Consider the following 17,857-nt stretch of genomic DNA (forward strand, 5'->3'; position numbering starts at 1 on the left):
GGCTGAACCTAGCATTCGCTTGGCCGACGTAGTACCAATGATTCCGGGCGTTTCAGGGGATAGGAGTTCGCCGTGCGACGGGGATGGGTACTCACGCTGGCCTCTCTGACCATCACGCTGGTCGTCGTCGACCTCACCGCCGTCACCATCGCGCTGCCCGTCATCCAGGCCGACCTGGGCGCGGGACTGGCCGAGGTGCAGTGGGTGGTGGACGCCTACGCGATCACGCTGGCCGCGATGCTGCTGCCGGTGGGGGTCCTCGCCGACCGGTACGGCAGACGCCGGATGCTCGCGATCGGCGTCACCCTGTTCACCCTCGCCTCGCTGGCGTGCGCGCTCGCACCGAACGCGATCCTGCTCGACGTGGCCAGGGGCGTGCAGGGGCTGGGCGCGGCGGCCCTGTACGGCACGAGCACCCCGCTGATCGCCGCCGCCTACCCCGACGGCCCCGGGCGGGCGAAGGCCCTGGGCGTCTTCAGCGCGGTCTCCGGCCTGGCCATGACCGCCAGTCCCGTGATCGGCGGACTGCTGGCCGGACTGTACGGCTGGCGGGCCATCTTCCTGATCAACGTGCCGATCGGCCTGCTGATCCTGGCCGCCCTCCGCGGCCGGATTTCCGAGTCCGTCGGGCGCGGACACCTCGACCCGCTCGGCTCCCTGGCCGTCACCGCCGCCCTGTTCGCGATCATTCCGGGCCTCATCCACGAGATCCCCTGGCTGGTGGTCTTCGGCCTGGCGCTGCTCGCGGTGTTCGTGGCGGTCGAGCTCAGATCGACCCGGCCGATGCTGGACTTCGGGCTGCTGCGCGACCGCACCTTCGCGGTGGGAGCCGCCACCACCTTCCTGATGCTGGCGAGCATGCTCGGGGCCTTCACCTATCTCACCCTCTACGTCCAGGGCCCGCTCGGCGCCGGGCCGGTGGAGGCCGGAGTCCGTTTCCTGGCGTTCAGCGCGACCTCCGTCGTGGCCGCGGTACTGATCTCACGGCTCGTGCATCGCCTGCCCATGGGCGTGCTCATCGCGGTCGGGCCCGGTCTCATCGCGGTGGCCCTGCTCGTGATGACCTTCCCCGCGGCGGATCCGTGGATTCCCCTGATGGCCGGTCTGGCGCTGAGCGGCGCGGGTCTCGGCGCGGGGAACGTGATCAGCAATCAGGTCGCGCTGACCGCTCCGGAGGATCGGCTCGGCATGGCCACCGGCATCGTCAACGCCCTCAAACAGATCGGCACCGCGATCGGCGTGGCCGTGCTGGCTCTGCCGTACGGCGCGGGGGTGCGCACCATGCTGCTCGTCGCGGCCGCGCTGGCCGCCGCCGGAGCCCTCCTGCCCCTCGGCCTCCTGTACGGCAGGCGCCCCGTCGCCGCCGGGCGACCCGCGGGCTGAGCGGACGGGAGACGACGGACGGCCCCGGGAACGCCCAGGCTCCGGCCGGCGGAATCTCCCGGTGAAAACGGCCGCCCGCCGGGCTCTACGCGCTCAGGCGCGACCGGTCCGGATCATCGCGGTCAGCTCCCCGAACTCCGCGATGCGCAGCCCTCGCGCACCGAGCGCGTAGAGCCCGGCTCCGGCGGCGGCGGCCAGGAGGACCGTGACCGCCGAGCCGGTCCAGGCCGTCCCGACGGCTGACTGCAGGGACCGGACGGTCACGGCGGCGGTGAGCCCGGCGACGGTCGCGGCGACCAGCATCCGGGCGTGGGCGTCGAGAAGGCGGTGCCCGTCGAGAAGGCCGATCCTGCGGCGCAGCACCGCGGCGGTGACGACGAGGCCGGTGGCGTAGGCGAGGGCCGTACATCCCGCGATCGCGATGACCAGGTCCGGACCGGGCGTCAGCCGCGCGGCCACCAGGCAGGTGGCGATGGTGACGGCGGAGACTCCGGTGCTGATCAGCGCCGGAGTACGGGTGTCGCCGAAGGCGTAGAAGACCCGCAGCATGATCTGGTATCCGGCGAAGGGCACCAACGCCAGTCCGTAGGCGGCCAGAACCGATCCGGTCAGACGGGCCGCCTCAGGGGAGGCGTTTCCGTGGGCGAACAGCACCGTGGCCAGTTGCGGGCCGAGAACCACCAGCCCGGCGGCGACGGGCACCAGGACGGTGCTCGACAGCCGCAGACTTCGGGACAGGTCCGCGGTGACCCGGGGGAAGTCGCGCCCGGCCGCCGACCGGCTCATCATGGGCAGCACACCGGTGATGATCGTCACCGCGATCACGGCATAGGGCAGCTGGAACAGCGTGTAGGCGTTGGAATAGACGCTGACCGCACCGGGACCCGCCTGCGAGGCGAGATCGGTGATCACCACGAACACCGCCTGAGCCGCGATCACCGACAGCACCGTCCATCCGGCCATCACGCCGATCCGGCGGATGCCGATCCCGCGCGGGTCGGCACGCAGCCGGACCCGGAATCCGGCCCGCCGGCCGGCCACGATGAGGACGAGCATCTGCACGGCCACCCCGGCGCTGGTGCCGATCGACAACAGCAGCGTCTGCGCCTGCGTCAACGTTTCCAGCCGGCCCGTTCCACCGATCACCACGAAGACCAGCGCGGTGGTGATGACGACGAGATTGTTGGCCACCGGCGCCCACATCGGGGAGACGAACCGGTCGCGGGCGTTCAGGATCGCCGCCAGGGCCGCGCTCACCCCGTAGAACAGGATCTGCGGCAGAAAGAACCGGGTGAAGACGATCGCGGTACGGCGCTGCTCGGGGGTGAACCCCGACGCGTAGAGGTCCATGAGGAGGGGAGCGGCGATGATCGTCACGATCACCACGACCGCGAGAGCGTAGACGATCAAGGACAGCAGCCTCTGGGCGAACAGCTCGTCGTCGGTGTTCTCGTCGGCGGCCGTGCGGATCAGCAGCGGAACGATCACGCTTGCCAGCGCCCCGCCCATCACCAGCTCATAGATGGAGTTCGGGGTGACGTTCGCCACCGTGTAGGCGTCCAGCAGTCGCGTTCCCAGGCCCAGCGCGGCCACGAGCGTCAGCACGCGAACGAACCCGGTCACCCGGGACACCAGGGTCGCCGTCGCCATCGCCTGGCCTGTTCGCATGAACCGTGGCCGCTCCGCCATGCCGCGTGCCTCCCGCGTCTGGGACTTGTCCGGATGTGACGTATCCGCCGGTCACGCCGGGCCGGGGTCGCGCGGGCCGGCCGGCCGAACGGGTTCGGCCAGGGGGAGGTGCACCACGAAGCGCGCGCCGCCCTCCGCGCCGTCTTCGATGCGGATGCTTCCCTCGTGCGCCTCGACGATATCGCGGGCGATGGCCAGGCCGAGTCCGGTGCCCCCCTCGCCGCGGCTGCGGGAGGTGTCCAGCCGGGTGAACCGCTGGAAGACGCGTTCCCGGTCGGCTTCGGCGATTCCCTCTCCGTCGTCGGTGACGACGAGCTCGGCGTAGGTGCCGTTGCGGCGCACCTCGACCCGGATCAGGTGCTTGGCATGCCGTTCGGCGTTGTCCAGAAGGTTGTTGAGGACACGGCCGATCTGGGTGGGAATGGCCTCGACGTTCACTCCGGAGGTGAGCCCCAACTGGACCGCGAACCGGCCCGTCCGCCGGGAGACCTCCACCTGGACCAACTGCTTCAGATCGAGGTTCTCCAGCGCCTTGTCTCCCGTCGCTCCCACCCGTGCCAGGAGAAGGAGGTCGGTGACGATCATCTGTAGCCGGTCGACATCGTTCAGCGCGTGGTCGAGCACCTCCTGGAGATCGGCCTCCTCGGGGTGGAGCTGAGCCTCTTCCAACTGCACGCGCAGCCCCGCGATGGGGGTTCGCAGCTCATGCGAGGCGTCGGCGGCGAACCGCCGCTGCCGGTCGAGGGCCTGTTCGGTCTGCCGCTTGGCCTGCTCTATCCGTCCCAGCGTGCGGTTGACGGTCCGGGAAAGCCGGACGATCTCGTCATCGCCAGGCGGCTCCGGTACCCGGCTGCTCAGGTCGTTGACGTTGATCGCGGCCAGTTCGGCCCGGATGGCCTCCACCGGGCGTAATATCCGGCCGGTGATCTTCCATGCCGCCCAGATGGCGAGCAGGATCAGCGCGGCGGCCTGGGCCGCGAAGAGTGTGTCGGACCCCCCTGTCGAGATCGTCGTCGGGGCGGGCCTGCCGGCGTAGACCACCGGCGAATCCTCCGAGGTGCGGACTCGTATGGCGGTGAGGCGCACGCATCCGACGACCGGCTGTGCGCAGGTCTGCACGTCCTGGTCCGGATCCTGCGGGGTCGGCCACTCCGAGGTCATCGCCGGCAGTCCCCGGATGGAGGCGGACGACGCGATGACGCGGTGGCCGGGCGCCACGACCTGGATCAGATCGATGCCGGGGATACTGGGCGCGATGGGATCGGTCAGCTTTCCCACGCGAACGGCCGCCGCGGTGAGGGTGGCCGCCTTCTGGCTGTCCAGCCATACGGCGTCGCTGAGCGTCTTGCGTACTTCCAGGCTCCCGATCACCGCCGTGGGTATGAGAAGAAGCGCCGCGAGGAAGGCGACCAGAACGGTGATCCGCCCGCGGATCGATCGCGGGCGCAGCCGGACACGTGGGGGGGACGTCTTGACCACGCGTCCTCCTCCCCGTGGGATCGTTTCCCGTCTTGATCGCGATATGCGGTGTGAGCGGGGCCGGGATCGCCGCGGTCATCGGCATTCGCCTCATGCGTGATGACTGCCGGCATGTGGGCCCCGGCGAGGCTTGACCTCCTCGGCGGTTTTCACAGTGGGATCGTCATCCCGCCGATTGTCGGGGGGAGTCGGTTGTCGAAGGTGTCTCGTGAATACGGTCGGGACGGGTTCTTGACAGGACAGGCGTCGACCATCGTCCGGCGGGCTACCGGCCGGTGATCGCGTCGAAACCGGCGGAAGTCAGGTGTGGTTCGCCGGAGATATGAAGTGTAGCTCGCAGGGGATGAGGGGCGTGGCGAAGAGCGTCGCGGCCTCATGCGGCGCGGGGCTTCCCGCTGATCCCCGTATTCGTCGCGGGGAATCCGGTCTTTCCGCGGCGCGGGCAGGGGCGCGCGGCGACGATCCGCGGACTCCGTCCCCGGCCGCCCGGGACGGGGTCAGCGAATCGGATGCGTGACCCCGAGTTCGTGGTCGGGGCGGGGCCCGAAGATGCGTCGTTCGTTTTCGTCGATGGTGACGTCATTGATGCTGGCTTCCCGGCGGGCCATGAGCCCTTCCTCGTTGAACTCCCACAGTTCGTTTCCGTAGCTGCGCCACCACTGACCGTTGGCATCGCGGCTTTCGTACTGGAATCGCACGGCGATGTGGTTGTCGCCGAAGGCCCAGAGTTCCTTGCGCAGCGCGTAGTCCAGCTCGCGCTCCCATTTCTCGGTCAGCAGTTCCACGATGGCCGCGCGCCCGGTGACGAAGACGTCCCGGTTGCGCCATACGGAGTCTTCCGTGTAGGCGAGCGAGACCTTCTGCGGATCACGGGTGTTCCACGCGTTCTCGGCGGCCTGCACCTTCTGCAGCGCCGTCTCCCGGGTGAAGGGCGGCAGCGGGGGACGAGCGCTCACGGGTATGTCCTTCCTGTGGGGGTGATCGCGGGGGGTCGGGGTGTCGTGGTGACGACGCCGGTGCCGGAGCTCTGGATCCTTTGCCCGCCCCTTTAGAGAACGAATGTTCTCCACCGATCCTGCTACGCTAGAGAACGGTAGTTCTCTCGTCAAGAAGCTCCCGTCGAGAAGACAGTTGGCATGGATCGCGAAACCGCGCAGACCCAGTTGCTCGACGCGGCCGAGCAACTGTTCTACGGCCGCGGTATCCACGCCGTGGGCATGGACGACGTCCGTGACACCTCAGGGGTGTCGCTCAAGCGGCTCTACCAGGTCTTTCCCACCAAAGAACGGCTCGTCGAGGCCTACCTGGAGCGCCGTGACGTCCGATGGCGGCAACGCCTGGCCGATCATGTCGAGAGCTGCGACGATCCCGAAGGCCGGATTCTGGCGGTGTTCGACTGGCTGGGGGTGTGGTTCGGCGAGCCCGCTTTCCGGGGCTGCGCGTGGATCAACTCCTACGGCGAGCTGGGGGCCACCTCGGCCGTTGTCGCCGACCTGGCCCGCGAGCACAAGAGGCGGTTCAAGCGGTATCTGCACGACCTGGTGGCGGACGCCGGCCTTCCCGCCTCCCTGGCCGATCACCTGCTGCTTCTGGCCGAGGGCGCCATGGTCACCGCCGGGATCTTCGGCGACACGGAGCCGGCCGCGCAGGCGAGGTCCGCCGCCGCGCTGCTCATCGCCGCCACGAAACGCCCGGTGCCGCTTCAGGCGATCCAGTCGAGCCGTACGGTGACCGTCGTCGAACCGCCGCCCTGATCCGCCAGCCGTCCGAAGGCGAGCGTGAGCCTCGTGCCGGTCGTGGCGCTCATCAGGAGCGGGTGCCCGCGAAGCACCTCGATCACCGGCCGGTCCCAGGTCACGGTCAGCTCGTCCAGGTCGCGCCGGGGATCCGACACGGTCAGCGTGGCCGTACCGTCGCCACGCTCCCTGACGAGGACCGCGCACGGGGCGGAGGCGGTCAGGCCGCCGGCGGCTCCGTCGTTCCAGAAGTTGACCGCGGTGATCCCGAGTGACGGGACCCGGACCCCCTGCCGGCGGGCGGTGTTGGCGAGCACGCGAGCCCAGTCGGGGTCGGCGGCGCGGGCCCGGGTCTCCGCCGGGCTCGCACCCGGCAGGAGCAGGTAGACGTATCCGGCGGAGACGGGGTCGACGCCGTGGTCGAGCCAGAGGGTCACATAGCTCCGGGTCACCGGGCCCGAGCCGCCGGTGCGCTCCTCGCGCAGCGTGCGCAGGCCGCCGGCACAGGGCAGGACGTAGCCGCCGTGTCCCTCCAGGTGGGCCCAGCCCTCCTCGACGTCCAGGGTGAGGAGCGCGTCGGTCCTGCGGTTGTCCACGACGGTCTCGACCGGCACGCCGTCCTCGCCGGTGATCGCGGCCCCCAGGCAGACCACCGCGTCGTCGAGGAAGAACCACGACTTGAAGGCCTCCACCGTGCTCTCGAAGCCGTTCAGGTGCTGGCCGACCGTCGCGTACATGCCGTCGGTGGCGCCCCCCACCCAGCGGCCCGGCGGGCGGGTGTCGCCCCATCCCCGGCCGGCGCCGTCGGGCAGTCGCCGGGTGGAGACGGTCGTGCCCGGCAGGCGGTAGGGGTCGACGGTGGGCCAGAAGGAGTCGGAATACTGGTCGCCGTGGCCCTCGCCCCACCAGTAGAGCATTCCCGAACCGGTGTGCCAGCCGCGCAGGTTCTCGCCGTTGCCGTGCTCGTAGTGGCCGATCCGGTCCGAGGCCATGCTGAGTCCCGCGCACCAGCCCGGCCTGCGGTGGACGGCGCGGGCGCTCATCGCCGGCAGCCGGTGCCCGTCGGGTTCGCCGGCCGCGGGGATCGCGTCGTCGCCCAGGATCGCGGCGAGGCGGGCGTGGAACCCCAGGTCGTCGCTCTCGGCCGCCGCGAGCATGGGCTTGCAGGTGTCCCGCAGCGCCCACCCCTTGACCATGGCCTGCCAGCGGGACCGCTCGGCGGCGGAGGCCGTCTCCCCCAGCAGCAGGATCGCGGCGGCGATCGCGTGTCCCCGCTCGTGGTCACCGTACGGTTGCCTGCCGAGGGCGCGGCCGCTGACGAGGTCCATGCAGAAACCGTCGTGGACGAACGGCGCGAACGACTTCTCGACCATGTCGTAGACGATCTGCCGGTTCGGGTCGACGACCTCCCACGGCGAGCCGCGCAGCACCGCGAACAGCGTCGCGAGGCCGGACAGCAGCAACGCTCCGTACGTCCCCTGATAGGGGACGGACGTGTGCTGGACGAACGAGCCGTCCCGGTAGATTCCATCGCCCTCGTGGACGTAGGGGAAGACCGGGGAGAGCGCCGAGACGGCCAGTGCCGCCTTCTTCCGGTCGGATCCGAGGAGAGCGTGCAGCAGCGTCACCACGCACAGGTCCACCCGGTTGGCCCCGGTGCTGGTGCCGCTGTAGTCGTCCAGGAGACATTCAGGGACGAAATGGTCCACTGCCTCTCGCAGCGCCTCGTTCTGCGGGTCCGTCAGATGCGGGCCGATCAGCACGGCCGCGTTGAGGAGCTGCTTGGGGACCCCGATCTGCCAGTGCCACCAGTTGCCGACCGGGTCCGCGCCCGCGGCGTACACCCGCCGCCGGTAGTGGTCGATGCCCCTTGCGACGGCCGCGGCCAGGTTCGTGTCGCCGGTCAGGCCGGTCCCCGGCAGGGCGTACGCGCGGGCCATGGTCTGCAGCCGCGCCGGGGTGGCGGCGTATGAGGGGAACGCCAGGTCGGGCCAGAGCGACGCGTCGGTCGGCGCCATGGCGTCCCGGTGTCCGGCCGCCGCCGCCCCCAGCTCCGCCAGCCGGGTCCGGTACGGCTCGGCCGTCGCGGCGAAACCCGATCCCGCCACCACGTCCCGCCAGCGGCGGCGCAGCAGGGCGAAGGAGTCGTCCCCCACGGGCGCGGCCCGCTCCGGAATCAGCACGCCGGCCACGGCGACCCCGCTGAGCTGGAGAAACAGTCGCCTGGAATGCCCGCTAAGACGGAACGACCATGACGCCACCGGATGAACCCCGATTTCAGAGATACTCGCAGGACATCACCAGACATCCCTTCACCATATTGCCGTGACCTGCGGGTCAGAAACGATCATTGTTTCGACGGGGCCCGGACGATCCGGCCGGTCGTCCGGGGCTCCCGGCCCGAACGGTGCCCGTGGCACCACCCCGGGGGAGGGGGCGGCGGCGCTCAGGGGTAGCGGACGCCGGCGAAGTTGACGCGCAGCGCGTACAGGGAGGTGGAGGCGGTGATGAACAGATGGTTGCGTTTGGCGCCTCCGAAGGTGAGGTTGGAGACGACCTCGGGGACGCGCAGTTTGCCGATCAGGGTGCCGTCGGGGTCGAAGCAGTGCAGGCCGTCGTGGGCGGCGACCCACAGCCGCCCGGCGTCGTCCACGCGGACGCCGTCGAAGGCCCCGGCGTCACAGGTGCCGAAGACCTCCCCGCCGGACAGGGTGCCGTCATCGCGCACCTCGAAGCGGCGGATGTGCTTACCGGGGGTGTCGACGACGTAGAGGTGGCGCTCGTCGGCGGAGAAGGCCAGGCCGTTGGGGCGGATGAAGTCGTCGGCGACGACGCGCGCCCGGCCGGTGGCGGGGTCGATCCGGTACACATGACAGCCGCCGATCTCGCTGTCGCCCCGGTTGCCCTCGTAGTCGCTGCTGATGCCGTAGTCGGGGTCGGTGAACCAGACGGAGCCGTCGGAACGCTCGACCACGTCGTTGGGGCTGTTGAACCGCCTGCCGTCGACGCGGTCGGCCAGGACGGTGATGGAGCCGTCGTGCTCGGTGCGGGTGACGCGGCGGTTGCCCTGCTCGCAACTGATCAGGCGGCCCTGACGGTCGAGGGTGTGGCCGTTGGCGTATCCGGACGGCTGCCGGAAGACCCCGACCGCGCCGGTGGTCTCGTCCCAGCGCAGGACGCGTTCGTTGGGGATGTCGCTGAAGAGGAGGTAGCGGCCGGCGGGGAAGTAGACGGGGCCCTCGGTCCAGCGGCAGCCCGTGTGAAGGCGCTCCATCCGCTCGTCGCCGTTGCAGCGGCGGAAGCGGTCGTCCAGCACCTCGAACTGCGTCTTGACGGTGTCGATCATCTCAACCCTTCAGGTGAACCAAATTCGGCCATATGCCGTACGGTGGAACCTTATATGGATAAATCCGGCTTTTGGAAGGTGAAAATCGGTGGACGCCGTCGATCGGGCATTGCTGAAGGAGTTGCAGCGCGACGCCACGCAGGCGTACGCGGCGCTGGGGCAGGCGGTCGGGCTGTCGGCAGGATCGGCCCATGAGAGGGTGCGTAAACTGCGCGAGAGCGGCGTCATCCGACGTACCACCATCGACGTCGATCCCGCGGCGGTCGGACGCGGGGTCCTGGCTTTTGTGCTGCTCAGCTCCGATGAGTGGATGGGCGACGCCCCCACCCGGCAGGCCCTGGAGGCTGTCGCGGAGATCCAGGAGGCGCACGTCGTCGCCGGGTCGGCCTCTATCCTGGTGAAGATCAGGACGGGCACCACCGAGCAGCTGCAAGGCGTGCTGCGCCGCTTGTTCGGGGTTGACGGCGTGACCGGCACCCAGACGATCGTGGTCCTGGAGACCTTCTTCGAGCGTCCGGTGGACGCCGGCGGGGACTGACGAGCGTCCGGTGGACGCCGGCGGAGACCAACCTCGCGGGCATCGCAGCCTGGCCTTGGCCGGGGCGGATGGCGCCGTCGCGGTGGCCTCCCTCACCTCGGCGGTCGACCTGGGCGGTGCGCCGCGCCGGCGGGATGCCTGAGGACGTGTGCTTCCCGGGGCAAAGGAGCGGTTACGGCTCAGGGGGTCGCGGTCAACTGCGGGTAGAGCGCGCTGAGGTCGCCGGAGAGCGCGGCCCTGACGTTCGAGCTGATCTCGTCGGCGAGGACCTCGTACCGCCCGGCTTCGACGCCGTCGAGGGTGGTGTGGGCGACCTTCGCGGGGTCGGACTTGGGCCCGTCGACGTGCGCGGCCATGTCGGTGTCCATGTATCCGACGTGCAGGCCGGTGACCAGGGTCTTCTGCTCGGAGAGTTGTACGCGCAGGGCATTGGTGAGGGACCAGGCCGCAGACTTGGCCGCGGAGTAGGCCGCATCGCCGGGGAAGGTGATCCAGGACAGCACCGACAGGACGTTGAGGACGGCTCCGCCGCCGTTGCGGGCCAGGGAGGGAGCGAAGGCCCGGCTCATGGCGAGCGTGCCGAAGTAGTGGGTCTCCATCTCAAGCCGGAAGTCGTCGATGTCCCCGTCGGGAAGACCGGCGCGGGTGGAGCTTCCGGCGTTGTTGATCAAAAGGGTGACGTCCTGCGCCAGATCGGCCGCCGCGCGTACGGATGCGGGGTCGGTGACGTCGAGCGCGACGCGCACCACCCCCGGCGTGGTGATCGTGTCGGGGTTGCGTGCGGCCGCGTAGACCTTTGACGCGCCGCGATCAAGCAACGTCTGGACGAATTGCCTGCCGAGCCCGCGATTGCCACCGCTGACGAAGGCCACAGCGCCGTTGATCTGCATGATTTTCCTTATGGGTAGATTGCGGGATGGGCGCCACCAGGAGGTTCACGCTCCAGGGCGTCGTACGGCAAACCCATCGCCGCTAAGTTGGTATTTCAAATCTAGCAGCTTGAATTGGAAAATCCAATTTAGGGTAGGCTGGGGCCATGCCTGCGAAGATGGACCGTTCTCCCGAGCCGCGATGCTCCATCGCCCGGAGTCTGCAGGTGCTCGGCGAACGGTGGACGCTGCTGATCATCCGGGATGCCGTCGCCGGCCACACCCGGTTCGCAGACTTCCGTGACTCCCTTGGCATCGCCTCCGACCTCCTCACCAACCGGCTGAACACGCTGGTCGAAGCGGGAGTCATGGAGCGCCGCCCCTACCGGGAACTCGGGGCGCGGGTTCGCCACAGCTACCACCTGACCCCGGCGGGCGAGGAGTTGGTGACGGTGCTCGCCTCGCTGCAGCAGTGGGGTGACGTCAACCGGCCCCACGAGGACGGTCCCCCCGTGCTGCGTCGCAGCCGGTCCTCAGGGCGTTCGATACGTGTCGCGTTCGTTGATGACACCGGCACGATCGTGCCCCGGGAGGACGTCGACCTCGTCTACGCCGACGGCGTCATCCCCGCCCGGTCACCGTCAGGAGACGGGTGACCGGGTTTTCCCCGGGCGGATCCGCCCTCTTCCGGACGCGGGCCGGTGAGGTCCTCACCGAGGACCGATCTCGGCGGAAACGCGGCTAGCGTAGGCGGGATGTACGTGAAGATCTGCGGGCTGCGCGAGCCCGAGCATGTCACCGCCGCCGTCGAGGCGGGCGCCGACGCGATCGGCTTCGTCCTCACCAGGAGCTCCCGGCGCGTCACCCCCGAGCGTGCGCGCGAACTGGCCTCGGCGGTGCCCTCGCACGTGCTGACCGTGGCGGTGTTCGCGGGCGAGGCTCCCGAGGAGGTCAGGGCGGCCGCGCTGGAGGCCGGGGTGCGCGCCGTCCAGTTGCACGGTGACCACCCGCATGAGGATTTCACCGCGCTGAAAGATCTCGGCGTCACGCTGATCCGCGCCGGAGCGGCGAGCACCGACCTGCGCTGCGGCGCCTTCGACGAGGACCTGCTCATCGTCGACGCGCCCAAACCCGGCTCGGGGGAGCCGTGGGACTGGGCGGCGGTGCGCGGACGCCCGGAGGGCCGCTGGATGCTGGCGGGAGGTCTGGACCCGTCGAACGTGGCCGAGGCGATCGCCGCCGCCGGACCCTGGGGGGTGGACGTGTCGAGCGGTGTGGAGACCGCGCCCGGGGTGAAGGACTCCGGGCTCATCGGGGATTTCGTCGCCGCCGCCCGGAGCGCCTCCGGCGGGTCGCCCTCGTCGTACCGGTGAACGGACGCCTTCCGTGGAGACCGCCGTCAGTGGCGGTCTCCACGGAAGGCGCCGGTCCGGAAGCGGCTCCTGTCGCCGTTCCGGGATCCGAGCATCGACGTGGGGCGGCCGACGGGACTCGAACCCGCTTGCACCGGGATCACAACCCGGTCCCTCGTCCACTTCGGGATCGGCCGCAGCACCTCTGGCTGGAATCGAACCAGCGACCTCCTGCTCCGCAAGCAGGCGCGCTCTCCACTGCGCCACAGAGGTTGGATAGCGGGTGCGGGAATCGAACCCGCCCACAACGGCTTATGAAACCGCCGAGCACACCAGCGCCCTCACCCGCCCCAAAGGAAAAGCCGCCTCAGACCCTGCGGTCCAAGACGGCTCACGTCGTGACGGCGGACGTCACACGCGAGCCTCCCGGGGCATGCGCATACGGCGATGAACACGCATGGTGCGATGGTTCTGACCGTGATGACGACGCATGACCCCTCCTTGTGAGGCTCGACTGGCTTGATCAAAGGATGCCGGACTTCGGGAACCGGCCGCAACGCGTTTACTCCGCGTACCGCGACGGACATCGGCGGGAAGCCGTCCGGGATCGGCGGCGTGATCGAGGATCTCTCCCTCACCCGGCGTACCGCGGTCTCCTGCCCGCCCGGCGTACCGCGCCGGCGGGTGCCCGGGTCGAGCCGGGGGCGGCACCCCATCGGCTGAGCGATCGCGGAATCGGACGAGCCGGCCCCCGCCGCGCACATCACGGCGGGGGCCGGGCACATCACGGCGGGCGCTCGGCTACCCCTGCGGGTAGGCGGCGATCACCTCGCGTCCGAAGCGGTCCATCTCGGTGTGCTGGGGCGAGAACTGGAGCAGCATCAGGTCGACCCCGGCCTCCTCGTACGCCTTGATCCGCGCGATGATCTGCTCCGGGGTGCCGACCAGCCCGGCGCGCAGCCCGCGGTTGGAGACGCTGTACTCCTCCAGCGAGACCTGCGACTCCAGCTGGGAGCCCTCGACGAAGTCCTGGTAGGAGGCGTAGGCCTCCGGAGAGGAACGCACGTTCAGGATGCGCTGCAGCTCGGCCTGCGCCTCCTCCTCGGTGTCGCGGCAGACCACGTAACCGGAGACGCCGAAGGAGAGCGGCGCCAGACCCTGGGCCTGGCGGCGCTCGCGCATGTCGGCGATCTTCGCGGCGATGGTCTCCGGTGAGTCGCCGTGCATCACGTAGGCGTCACCCTGGGCCGAGATCAGCTGCTTCGCGGTGGGGGACTCCCCGCCCATGTAGACGGTGGGCCGGCGGGCGGGCTTGGGCTCCAGAACCGTGCCCTGAAGGTTGTACAGGGCGCCGTTGTGGGTCACCGTGTCCTCGGTGAGCAGCCGGCTCAGAACCTCCAGCCACTCCTGGGTGCGGGCGTAGCGGGCGTCGTGCACGTCGAACGGGGCGCCGTACTGTGCCGCCTCGTCCTTCCACCAGGAGGAGACGACGTTCAGGCTGGTCCTGCCGGGCGCGATGGTGTCGAGCGTGGACAGGGCCTTGGCCGTGGCCGACGGCGCGTGGTAGTTGGGCCGGACGGCGAGCATCAGCTCCGTCCGCTCGGTGACGGCGGCGACCGCCGGTGCCAGGGTCCAGCAGTCGAGGGCGGGTGCGCGGTGGCCCTTGATGTCGTTGAGGTTGAGCTCGGCGATCAGGGTGAGGTCGAAGCCCTGGCGCTCGGCGCCGACGGCGAGGTCACGGATGTAGGACCAGTCGATGCTCATGTCCTCGTCCGGGACATTGCGCAGCCATCCACCGAAAATCGGCATCCAATAGCCGAACCGCATCAGAGGTCCTTCCCTTCTTCGATGAGCCGCTTGATCATGCGGGCGATCTGCCGAGGCCCGGAGCGGGGGGCCGCCGCCTCGACCTCGGGGTTGTAGTTGGTGTTGGTGTTGACGTCGTAGGTCACCAGGCGGCCGTCCGTGGTCTCGATGAACTCGAACCCGGCGACCTCGATCCCGTGCCTGCGGGAGAAGTCCAGGTACTGGCCCAGCACGGGGTGGTCGAAGTCCTCGCGGAGCGAGAACAATCCGGGCGGCGCGTCGATCAGGCAGGTGTCGTCCGCCGGGGGGATCGCGCAGGCGTCCGCGGGGCACAGCTCGAAGCCGCCGCGGGCGGTGTCCGCGGTCAGCGCGTAGACGACGCTGCCGTCGACGACCTCCACGCGGGTGATGCGGGGCTGCTCGGCGCGGAGGTACTCCTGGAATAGGGTGATGCCGTCGACCGGCGGCTCGTACCCGGGTGAGTTCAGGTGGTCGGCGAAGGCGTCGGCGCTTTCGAACAGGGCGACGCCGAGGCCCTTGCCGCCCTGGTTGTGCTTGGCGATGAAGGGGGCGGGCATCTTGGTCGCCGCGTCCAGCAGGTCCTCGTGCCCGACCACGGCGAGGGTGGAGGGCACCTCGATCCCGGCCGCGCGCAGCGCGGTGAGCTGATCGACCTTGCTCATCTCCAGTTCGAGCACGCGGCGCCCGTTGACGACCCGGCGGCCGTAGGCCTCCAGCCAGCTGAGCACCGCCCGCGTGTGGTCCTTGGCGAGCAGATGCCCGCGGGTGTGGGATGAGGCACTCATCCGGGACCAGTAGACGCCGGGCGGCGGCGGGGAGTCGAGGTCGAGCAGTCCATCTCCGAGCAGCCAGGGCTCGTGGTCCACGCCCTCGGCCTCGAAGGCTGCGGCAAACGGCGGATACCACTCGGGGTTCTCATGGAGAATGTAGGCTTTCACGCCGCGCGTCATCCTTCCGTCGAATTGTGCTGGAATCTGCCGATTGTTGCACGCGTGACCGACCGAGCCCAGTCCGGGTCGGCCGATGCGATCAACCGTCGGCTCCGTTCGGCGTCTCGACGACGACTCGGGCACCGTACCGAGACGTCGCCGCCGGTCAGACCCGCCGGGCCGGTCTGGAGCACTTCGCGGAGCCCGGCCCGCCGTAGCGCGGTCCGATCGCGGTCGTCGGCACGCGGAACGCGGGCGGAGATTGTTCCCGCGGGAAACGGATGTGTGGAACAACGGAGCCGGATCACGCGCTTATATGCTCCGGTTCTGACCGTTGTCGAGCCCGGGCGCTTTCGGGAGACGACGTGGGCAGCTACCTCGTTTGACATGTAATGACCGGAGCCCCCTTCTCGTTGGGAAAGCCATGACCACGCTCATCGACAGGACCATCGCGGCCCTGCGTACCAATCACGACGATCTCTCCGCCCTGGTGCGCGGTCTCGACGCCGAAGACCTCAACCGGCCCTCGGCCGCCTCGGAGTGGACCGTCGCCCAGGTGCTCAGCCATCTCGGCAGCGGTGCCGAGATCGGCCTGGCGTCGCTGCGGGCCGCGTTGGCCGGCCAGGACGCGCCGGGCCAGGACTTCAACCAGTCGGTGTGGGACCGCTGGAACGCCAAGGGTCCCAAGGAGCACGCCGAAGACTTCCTGAGCGCCGACGCCGAACTCGTCGCCGCCTACGAGTCCCTGGACGCCGACACCCGCCGGCAGTTGCAGATCAAGCTTGGCTTCATGCCGGCACCCGCCGACGTCACGCTGGTCGCCGGCATGCGCCTGAACGAGTTCGCCTTGCACGCCTGGGACGTCAAGGTGGTCTTCGACCCGAAGGCCACCGTCGCCCCGGACGCCAGTGAGGCACTGGTCGACTTCCTTCCCGGACCGCTCAGCTTCCTGGTCGGCTTCATCGGCAAGCCCGATGCCCTGGCCTCCAGGCCGGTCACCCTCCGCGTCGAGACGAGCGAACCCCGCCGCGTCCTCGACCTCACGATCGGTGAGACGATCGGTTTCGGCGAGCCCTCCGAATCGGCGGACGCCGTCCTCTCGCTTCCCGCCGAGGCGTGGCTGCGCCTGGTCAGCGGCAGGCTGGACGACGCGCACACCCCCGGCTCCGTGAAGGTGACCGGTGACGCCGTCACCCTGGACGACCTGCGGCGGGTTTTCCCGGGATTCTGAGGCGGGTGTCCCCGCGAGCGCGCTGAGGCGCCCTCGCGAATGCGCCGACGCCCGGCTTCACCGCGACGGGACGCCCGGTTTCACCGCGACGGATCGTCACGGCCGAACGCGCCTGCCCGCGTTCGGCCACGTTCCCGTACCGATCGGACGGACGGCCGGCGCCCCCTCGGCCCGCCGTCGCACGACCGGGCGGCACCACGCGGTTCGCCGCGAGCCCGCGGACCGTCGCGGACGCGGGAGCCGGCGGTGGCGACCACGCCGCCCTACCGGGAGGATCAGGAGAGGACCAGCTCAGTGGTCATCAGCCGCGCGAAGAGGAATCATGATGAGTTCACAGTCAGCGGGCCGGTTCGGCCTGGTCGGTAGCGGGTGGCGCTCGGAGTTCTTCCTACGTCTGGCCAGGCAGTTGCCGGAGCGCTTGTCGGTCTCAGGCGTGGTGACCAGGTCGAGCGAGCGGGGAGCCGAGGTCGAGGCGGCCTGGGGAGTGCCGACGTTCCGTACCGTCGCGGAGCTGATCGCGGCCGAACGCCCCGAGTTCGTCATTCCCTCGGTGCCGTGGCAGGTCACCCCCGAGGTGACCAAGGAGCTTGTGAGGCTCGATGTCCCGGTGCTGGCGGAGACGCCGCCGGCGGCCGATCTGGACGGGTTGCGCGACCTCTGGTCCGCCGTCGGGACCAGCGGCCTGGTGCAGGTCGCGGAGCAGTATCTCCACATGCCGGGTCACGCGGCGAGGCTGGCACTCGTCCGCGAAGGGGTCCTCGGGGAGGTGACCTCCGTGCAGGTCTCCTCGACGCACCTGTACCACGCCGTGTCCATGATCCGGCACCTGCTCGGGGTCGGCTTCGAGGAGGCCACGGTGACGGCCCGGTCCTTCACCGCCCCGCTGGCCGATCCGCTGTCCAGGGACGGCTGGACGGGTGACCCGTCGCCGAGGAAAACGGCCACCACGATCGCGACCCTGGAGTTCGCCGGGGGGATGGGACTCTACGACTTCACCGACAACCAGTGGTGGAATCCGCTGCGCGGCCGGCGGATCGTCATCCGCGGGTCCGTGGGGGAGCTGGTGGACGACCGCGTGGTGCGCCTGATCGACCCGAGGACCCCGGTGGAGTCCCACCTCACGCGACGCCAGACCGGGATCGACCTCAACCTGGAGGGCTTCGACCTGGACCACATCAGTTTCGACGGGCGCGTGGTCTATCGCAACGACTACCAGGGCGCGCGGTTCTCCGAGGACGACCTGGCCGTCGTCTCGCTCCTGTGCCAGATGACGTCGTGGTGCCGGGGCGAGGCCCCTGAGCCCTACTCCCTGGCGGACGGATGCCAGGACCACCTGCTCAGCCTGGCGATCGAGGAGGCGGTGCGCACCGGGGCCGACGTCACCACCGGCCGCGAGGCGTGGGCCCGGTAGGGGTGCGTCACGGTGCCGGACAGCGAGCGGGGAGCCGGCGGCCGAATCGGCCGCCGGACGGGGTGGT

15 protein-coding genes and 3 tRNA genes are annotated in these 17,857 nt (G+C 69.9%); 7 read left to right on the forward strand and 11 right to left on the reverse strand.

All coding sequences use genetic code 11. The features are described from left to right. The first annotated feature begins 72 nt into the window (after positions 1–72). Positions 73–1,383 carry an MFS transporter gene (locus J2853_RS06455; protein ID WP_307555964.1) on the forward strand — a complete coding sequence of 437 codons (1,311 nt, stop codon included), beginning with the start codon at positions 73–75 and terminating at the stop codon, positions 1,381–1,383. 93 nt (positions 1,384–1,476) lie between these two features. Here J2853_RS06455 and murJ read toward each other — a convergent pair whose 3' ends face one another. The 3 genes from murJ to J2853_RS06470 all read right to left on the reverse strand — a co-directional run bounded on the left by murJ (position 1,477) and on the right by J2853_RS06470 (position 5,507). Continuing rightward, positions 1,477–3,051 (reverse strand): murein biosynthesis integral membrane protein MurJ, encoded by a 1,575-nt coding sequence (gene murJ, locus J2853_RS06460; RefSeq protein ID WP_307555966.1) that lies wholly within the window; start codon positions 3,049–3,051, stop codon positions 1,477–1,479. 72 nt (positions 3,052–3,123) lie between these two features. Then, the gene (locus J2853_RS06465) at positions 3,124–4,551 is read right to left on the reverse strand and encodes a sensor histidine kinase (RefSeq protein ID WP_307555968.1); all 1,428 of its coding nucleotides are present in this window, start codon (positions 4,549–4,551) and stop codon (positions 3,124–3,126) included. A 497-nt stretch (positions 4,552–5,048) separates the two neighbouring features. Further along, positions 5,049–5,507 (reverse strand): nuclear transport factor 2 family protein, encoded by a 459-nt coding sequence (locus J2853_RS06470; protein ID WP_370879200.1) that lies wholly within the window; start codon positions 5,505–5,507, stop codon positions 5,049–5,051. A gap of 180 nt (positions 5,508–5,687) precedes the next feature. Here J2853_RS06470 and J2853_RS06475 point away from each other — a divergent pair, with 180 nt between their 5' ends. Then, positions 5,688–6,305 (forward strand): TetR/AcrR family transcriptional regulator, encoded by a 618-nt coding sequence (locus J2853_RS06475; RefSeq protein WP_307555970.1) that lies wholly within the window; start codon positions 5,688–5,690, stop codon positions 6,303–6,305. Here the strand turns inward: J2853_RS06475 and J2853_RS06480 are convergent. After that, entirely contained in the window at positions 6,254–8,548 is a 2,295-nt protein-coding gene (locus J2853_RS06480) for a polysaccharide lyase 8 family protein (RefSeq protein WP_307555972.1), read from the reverse strand. The two genes, J2853_RS06475 and J2853_RS06480, sit on opposite strands and share 52 nt — an antisense overlap. A gap of 185 nt (positions 8,549–8,733) precedes the next feature. After that, positions 8,734–9,633, reverse strand: coding sequence for an SMP-30/gluconolactonase/LRE family protein (locus tag J2853_RS06485; protein ID WP_307555974.1), 900 nt, complete (start codon positions 9,631–9,633; stop codon positions 8,734–8,736). 88 nt (positions 9,634–9,721) lie between these two features. Between J2853_RS06485 and J2853_RS06490 the strand changes: the two genes are divergently transcribed. Beyond that, positions 9,722–10,171 (forward strand): Lrp/AsnC family transcriptional regulator, encoded by a 450-nt coding sequence (locus tag J2853_RS06490; RefSeq protein WP_307555976.1) that lies wholly within the window; start codon positions 9,722–9,724, stop codon positions 10,169–10,171. A gap of 179 nt (positions 10,172–10,350) precedes the next feature. On the opposite strand, the gene J2853_RS06495 is transcribed toward J2853_RS06490, so the two are convergent. Further along, complete coding sequence (locus J2853_RS06495) at positions 10,351–11,061, reverse strand: SDR family oxidoreductase (protein WP_307555978.1); 711 nt, start codon at positions 11,059–11,061, stop codon at positions 10,351–10,353. Positions 11,062–11,207: 146 nt separating this feature from the next. Here J2853_RS06495 and J2853_RS06500 point away from each other — a divergent pair, with 146 nt between their 5' ends. Beyond that, on the forward strand, positions 11,208–11,696 hold the full coding sequence (locus J2853_RS06500) for a winged helix-turn-helix transcriptional regulator (RefSeq protein WP_307555980.1): 489 nt from the start codon (positions 11,208–11,210) through the stop codon (positions 11,694–11,696). A gap of 99 nt (positions 11,697–11,795) precedes the next feature. Beyond that, positions 11,796–12,413, forward strand: coding sequence for a phosphoribosylanthranilate isomerase (locus J2853_RS06505; protein ID WP_307555982.1), 618 nt, complete (start codon positions 11,796–11,798; stop codon positions 12,411–12,413). 100 nt (positions 12,414–12,513) lie between these two features. Here the strand turns inward: J2853_RS06505 and J2853_RS06510 are convergent. The 5 genes from J2853_RS06510 to J2853_RS06530 form a co-directional block, all read right to left on the reverse strand. Continuing rightward, positions 12,514–12,590: transfer RNA gene (locus J2853_RS06510), tRNA-His, on the reverse strand. 2 nt (positions 12,591–12,592) lie between these two features. Next, positions 12,593–12,665, reverse strand: a tRNA-Arg gene (locus J2853_RS06515). A 4-nt stretch (positions 12,666–12,669) separates the two neighbouring features. Continuing rightward, positions 12,670–12,742: transfer RNA gene (locus tag J2853_RS06520), tRNA-Met, on the reverse strand. Between the two features lie 451 nt (positions 12,743–13,193). Beyond that, positions 13,194–14,219 (reverse strand): LLM class flavin-dependent oxidoreductase, encoded by a 1,026-nt coding sequence (locus J2853_RS06525; protein ID WP_307555984.1) that lies wholly within the window; start codon positions 14,217–14,219, stop codon positions 13,194–13,196. Continuing rightward, entirely contained in the window at positions 14,219–15,157 is a 939-nt protein-coding gene (locus J2853_RS06530) for an ATP-grasp domain-containing protein (RefSeq protein WP_307555986.1), read from the reverse strand. Before J2853_RS06530 ends, J2853_RS06525 begins: the two co-directional genes overlap by 1 nt. Before the next feature lie 415 nt (positions 15,158–15,572). Between J2853_RS06530 and J2853_RS06535 the strand changes: the two genes are divergently transcribed. Together J2853_RS06535 and J2853_RS06540 are read left to right on the forward strand one after the other, a co-directional pair. After that, a complete protein-coding gene (locus J2853_RS06535) occupies positions 15,573–16,379 on the forward strand; it encodes a maleylpyruvate isomerase family mycothiol-dependent enzyme (protein WP_307555988.1) in 807 nt (268 codons plus the stop codon). 325 nt (positions 16,380–16,704) lie between these two features. Continuing rightward, positions 16,705–17,790 (forward strand): Gfo/Idh/MocA family protein, encoded by a 1,086-nt coding sequence (locus J2853_RS06540; protein WP_307555990.1) that lies wholly within the window; start codon positions 16,705–16,707, stop codon positions 17,788–17,790. Positions 17,791–17,857 lie beyond the last annotated feature (67 nt).

Source organism: Streptosporangium lutulentum, assembly GCF_030811455.1.
Taxonomy (GTDB): Bacteria; Actinomycetota; Actinomycetes; order Streptosporangiales; family Streptosporangiaceae; genus Streptosporangium; species Streptosporangium lutulentum.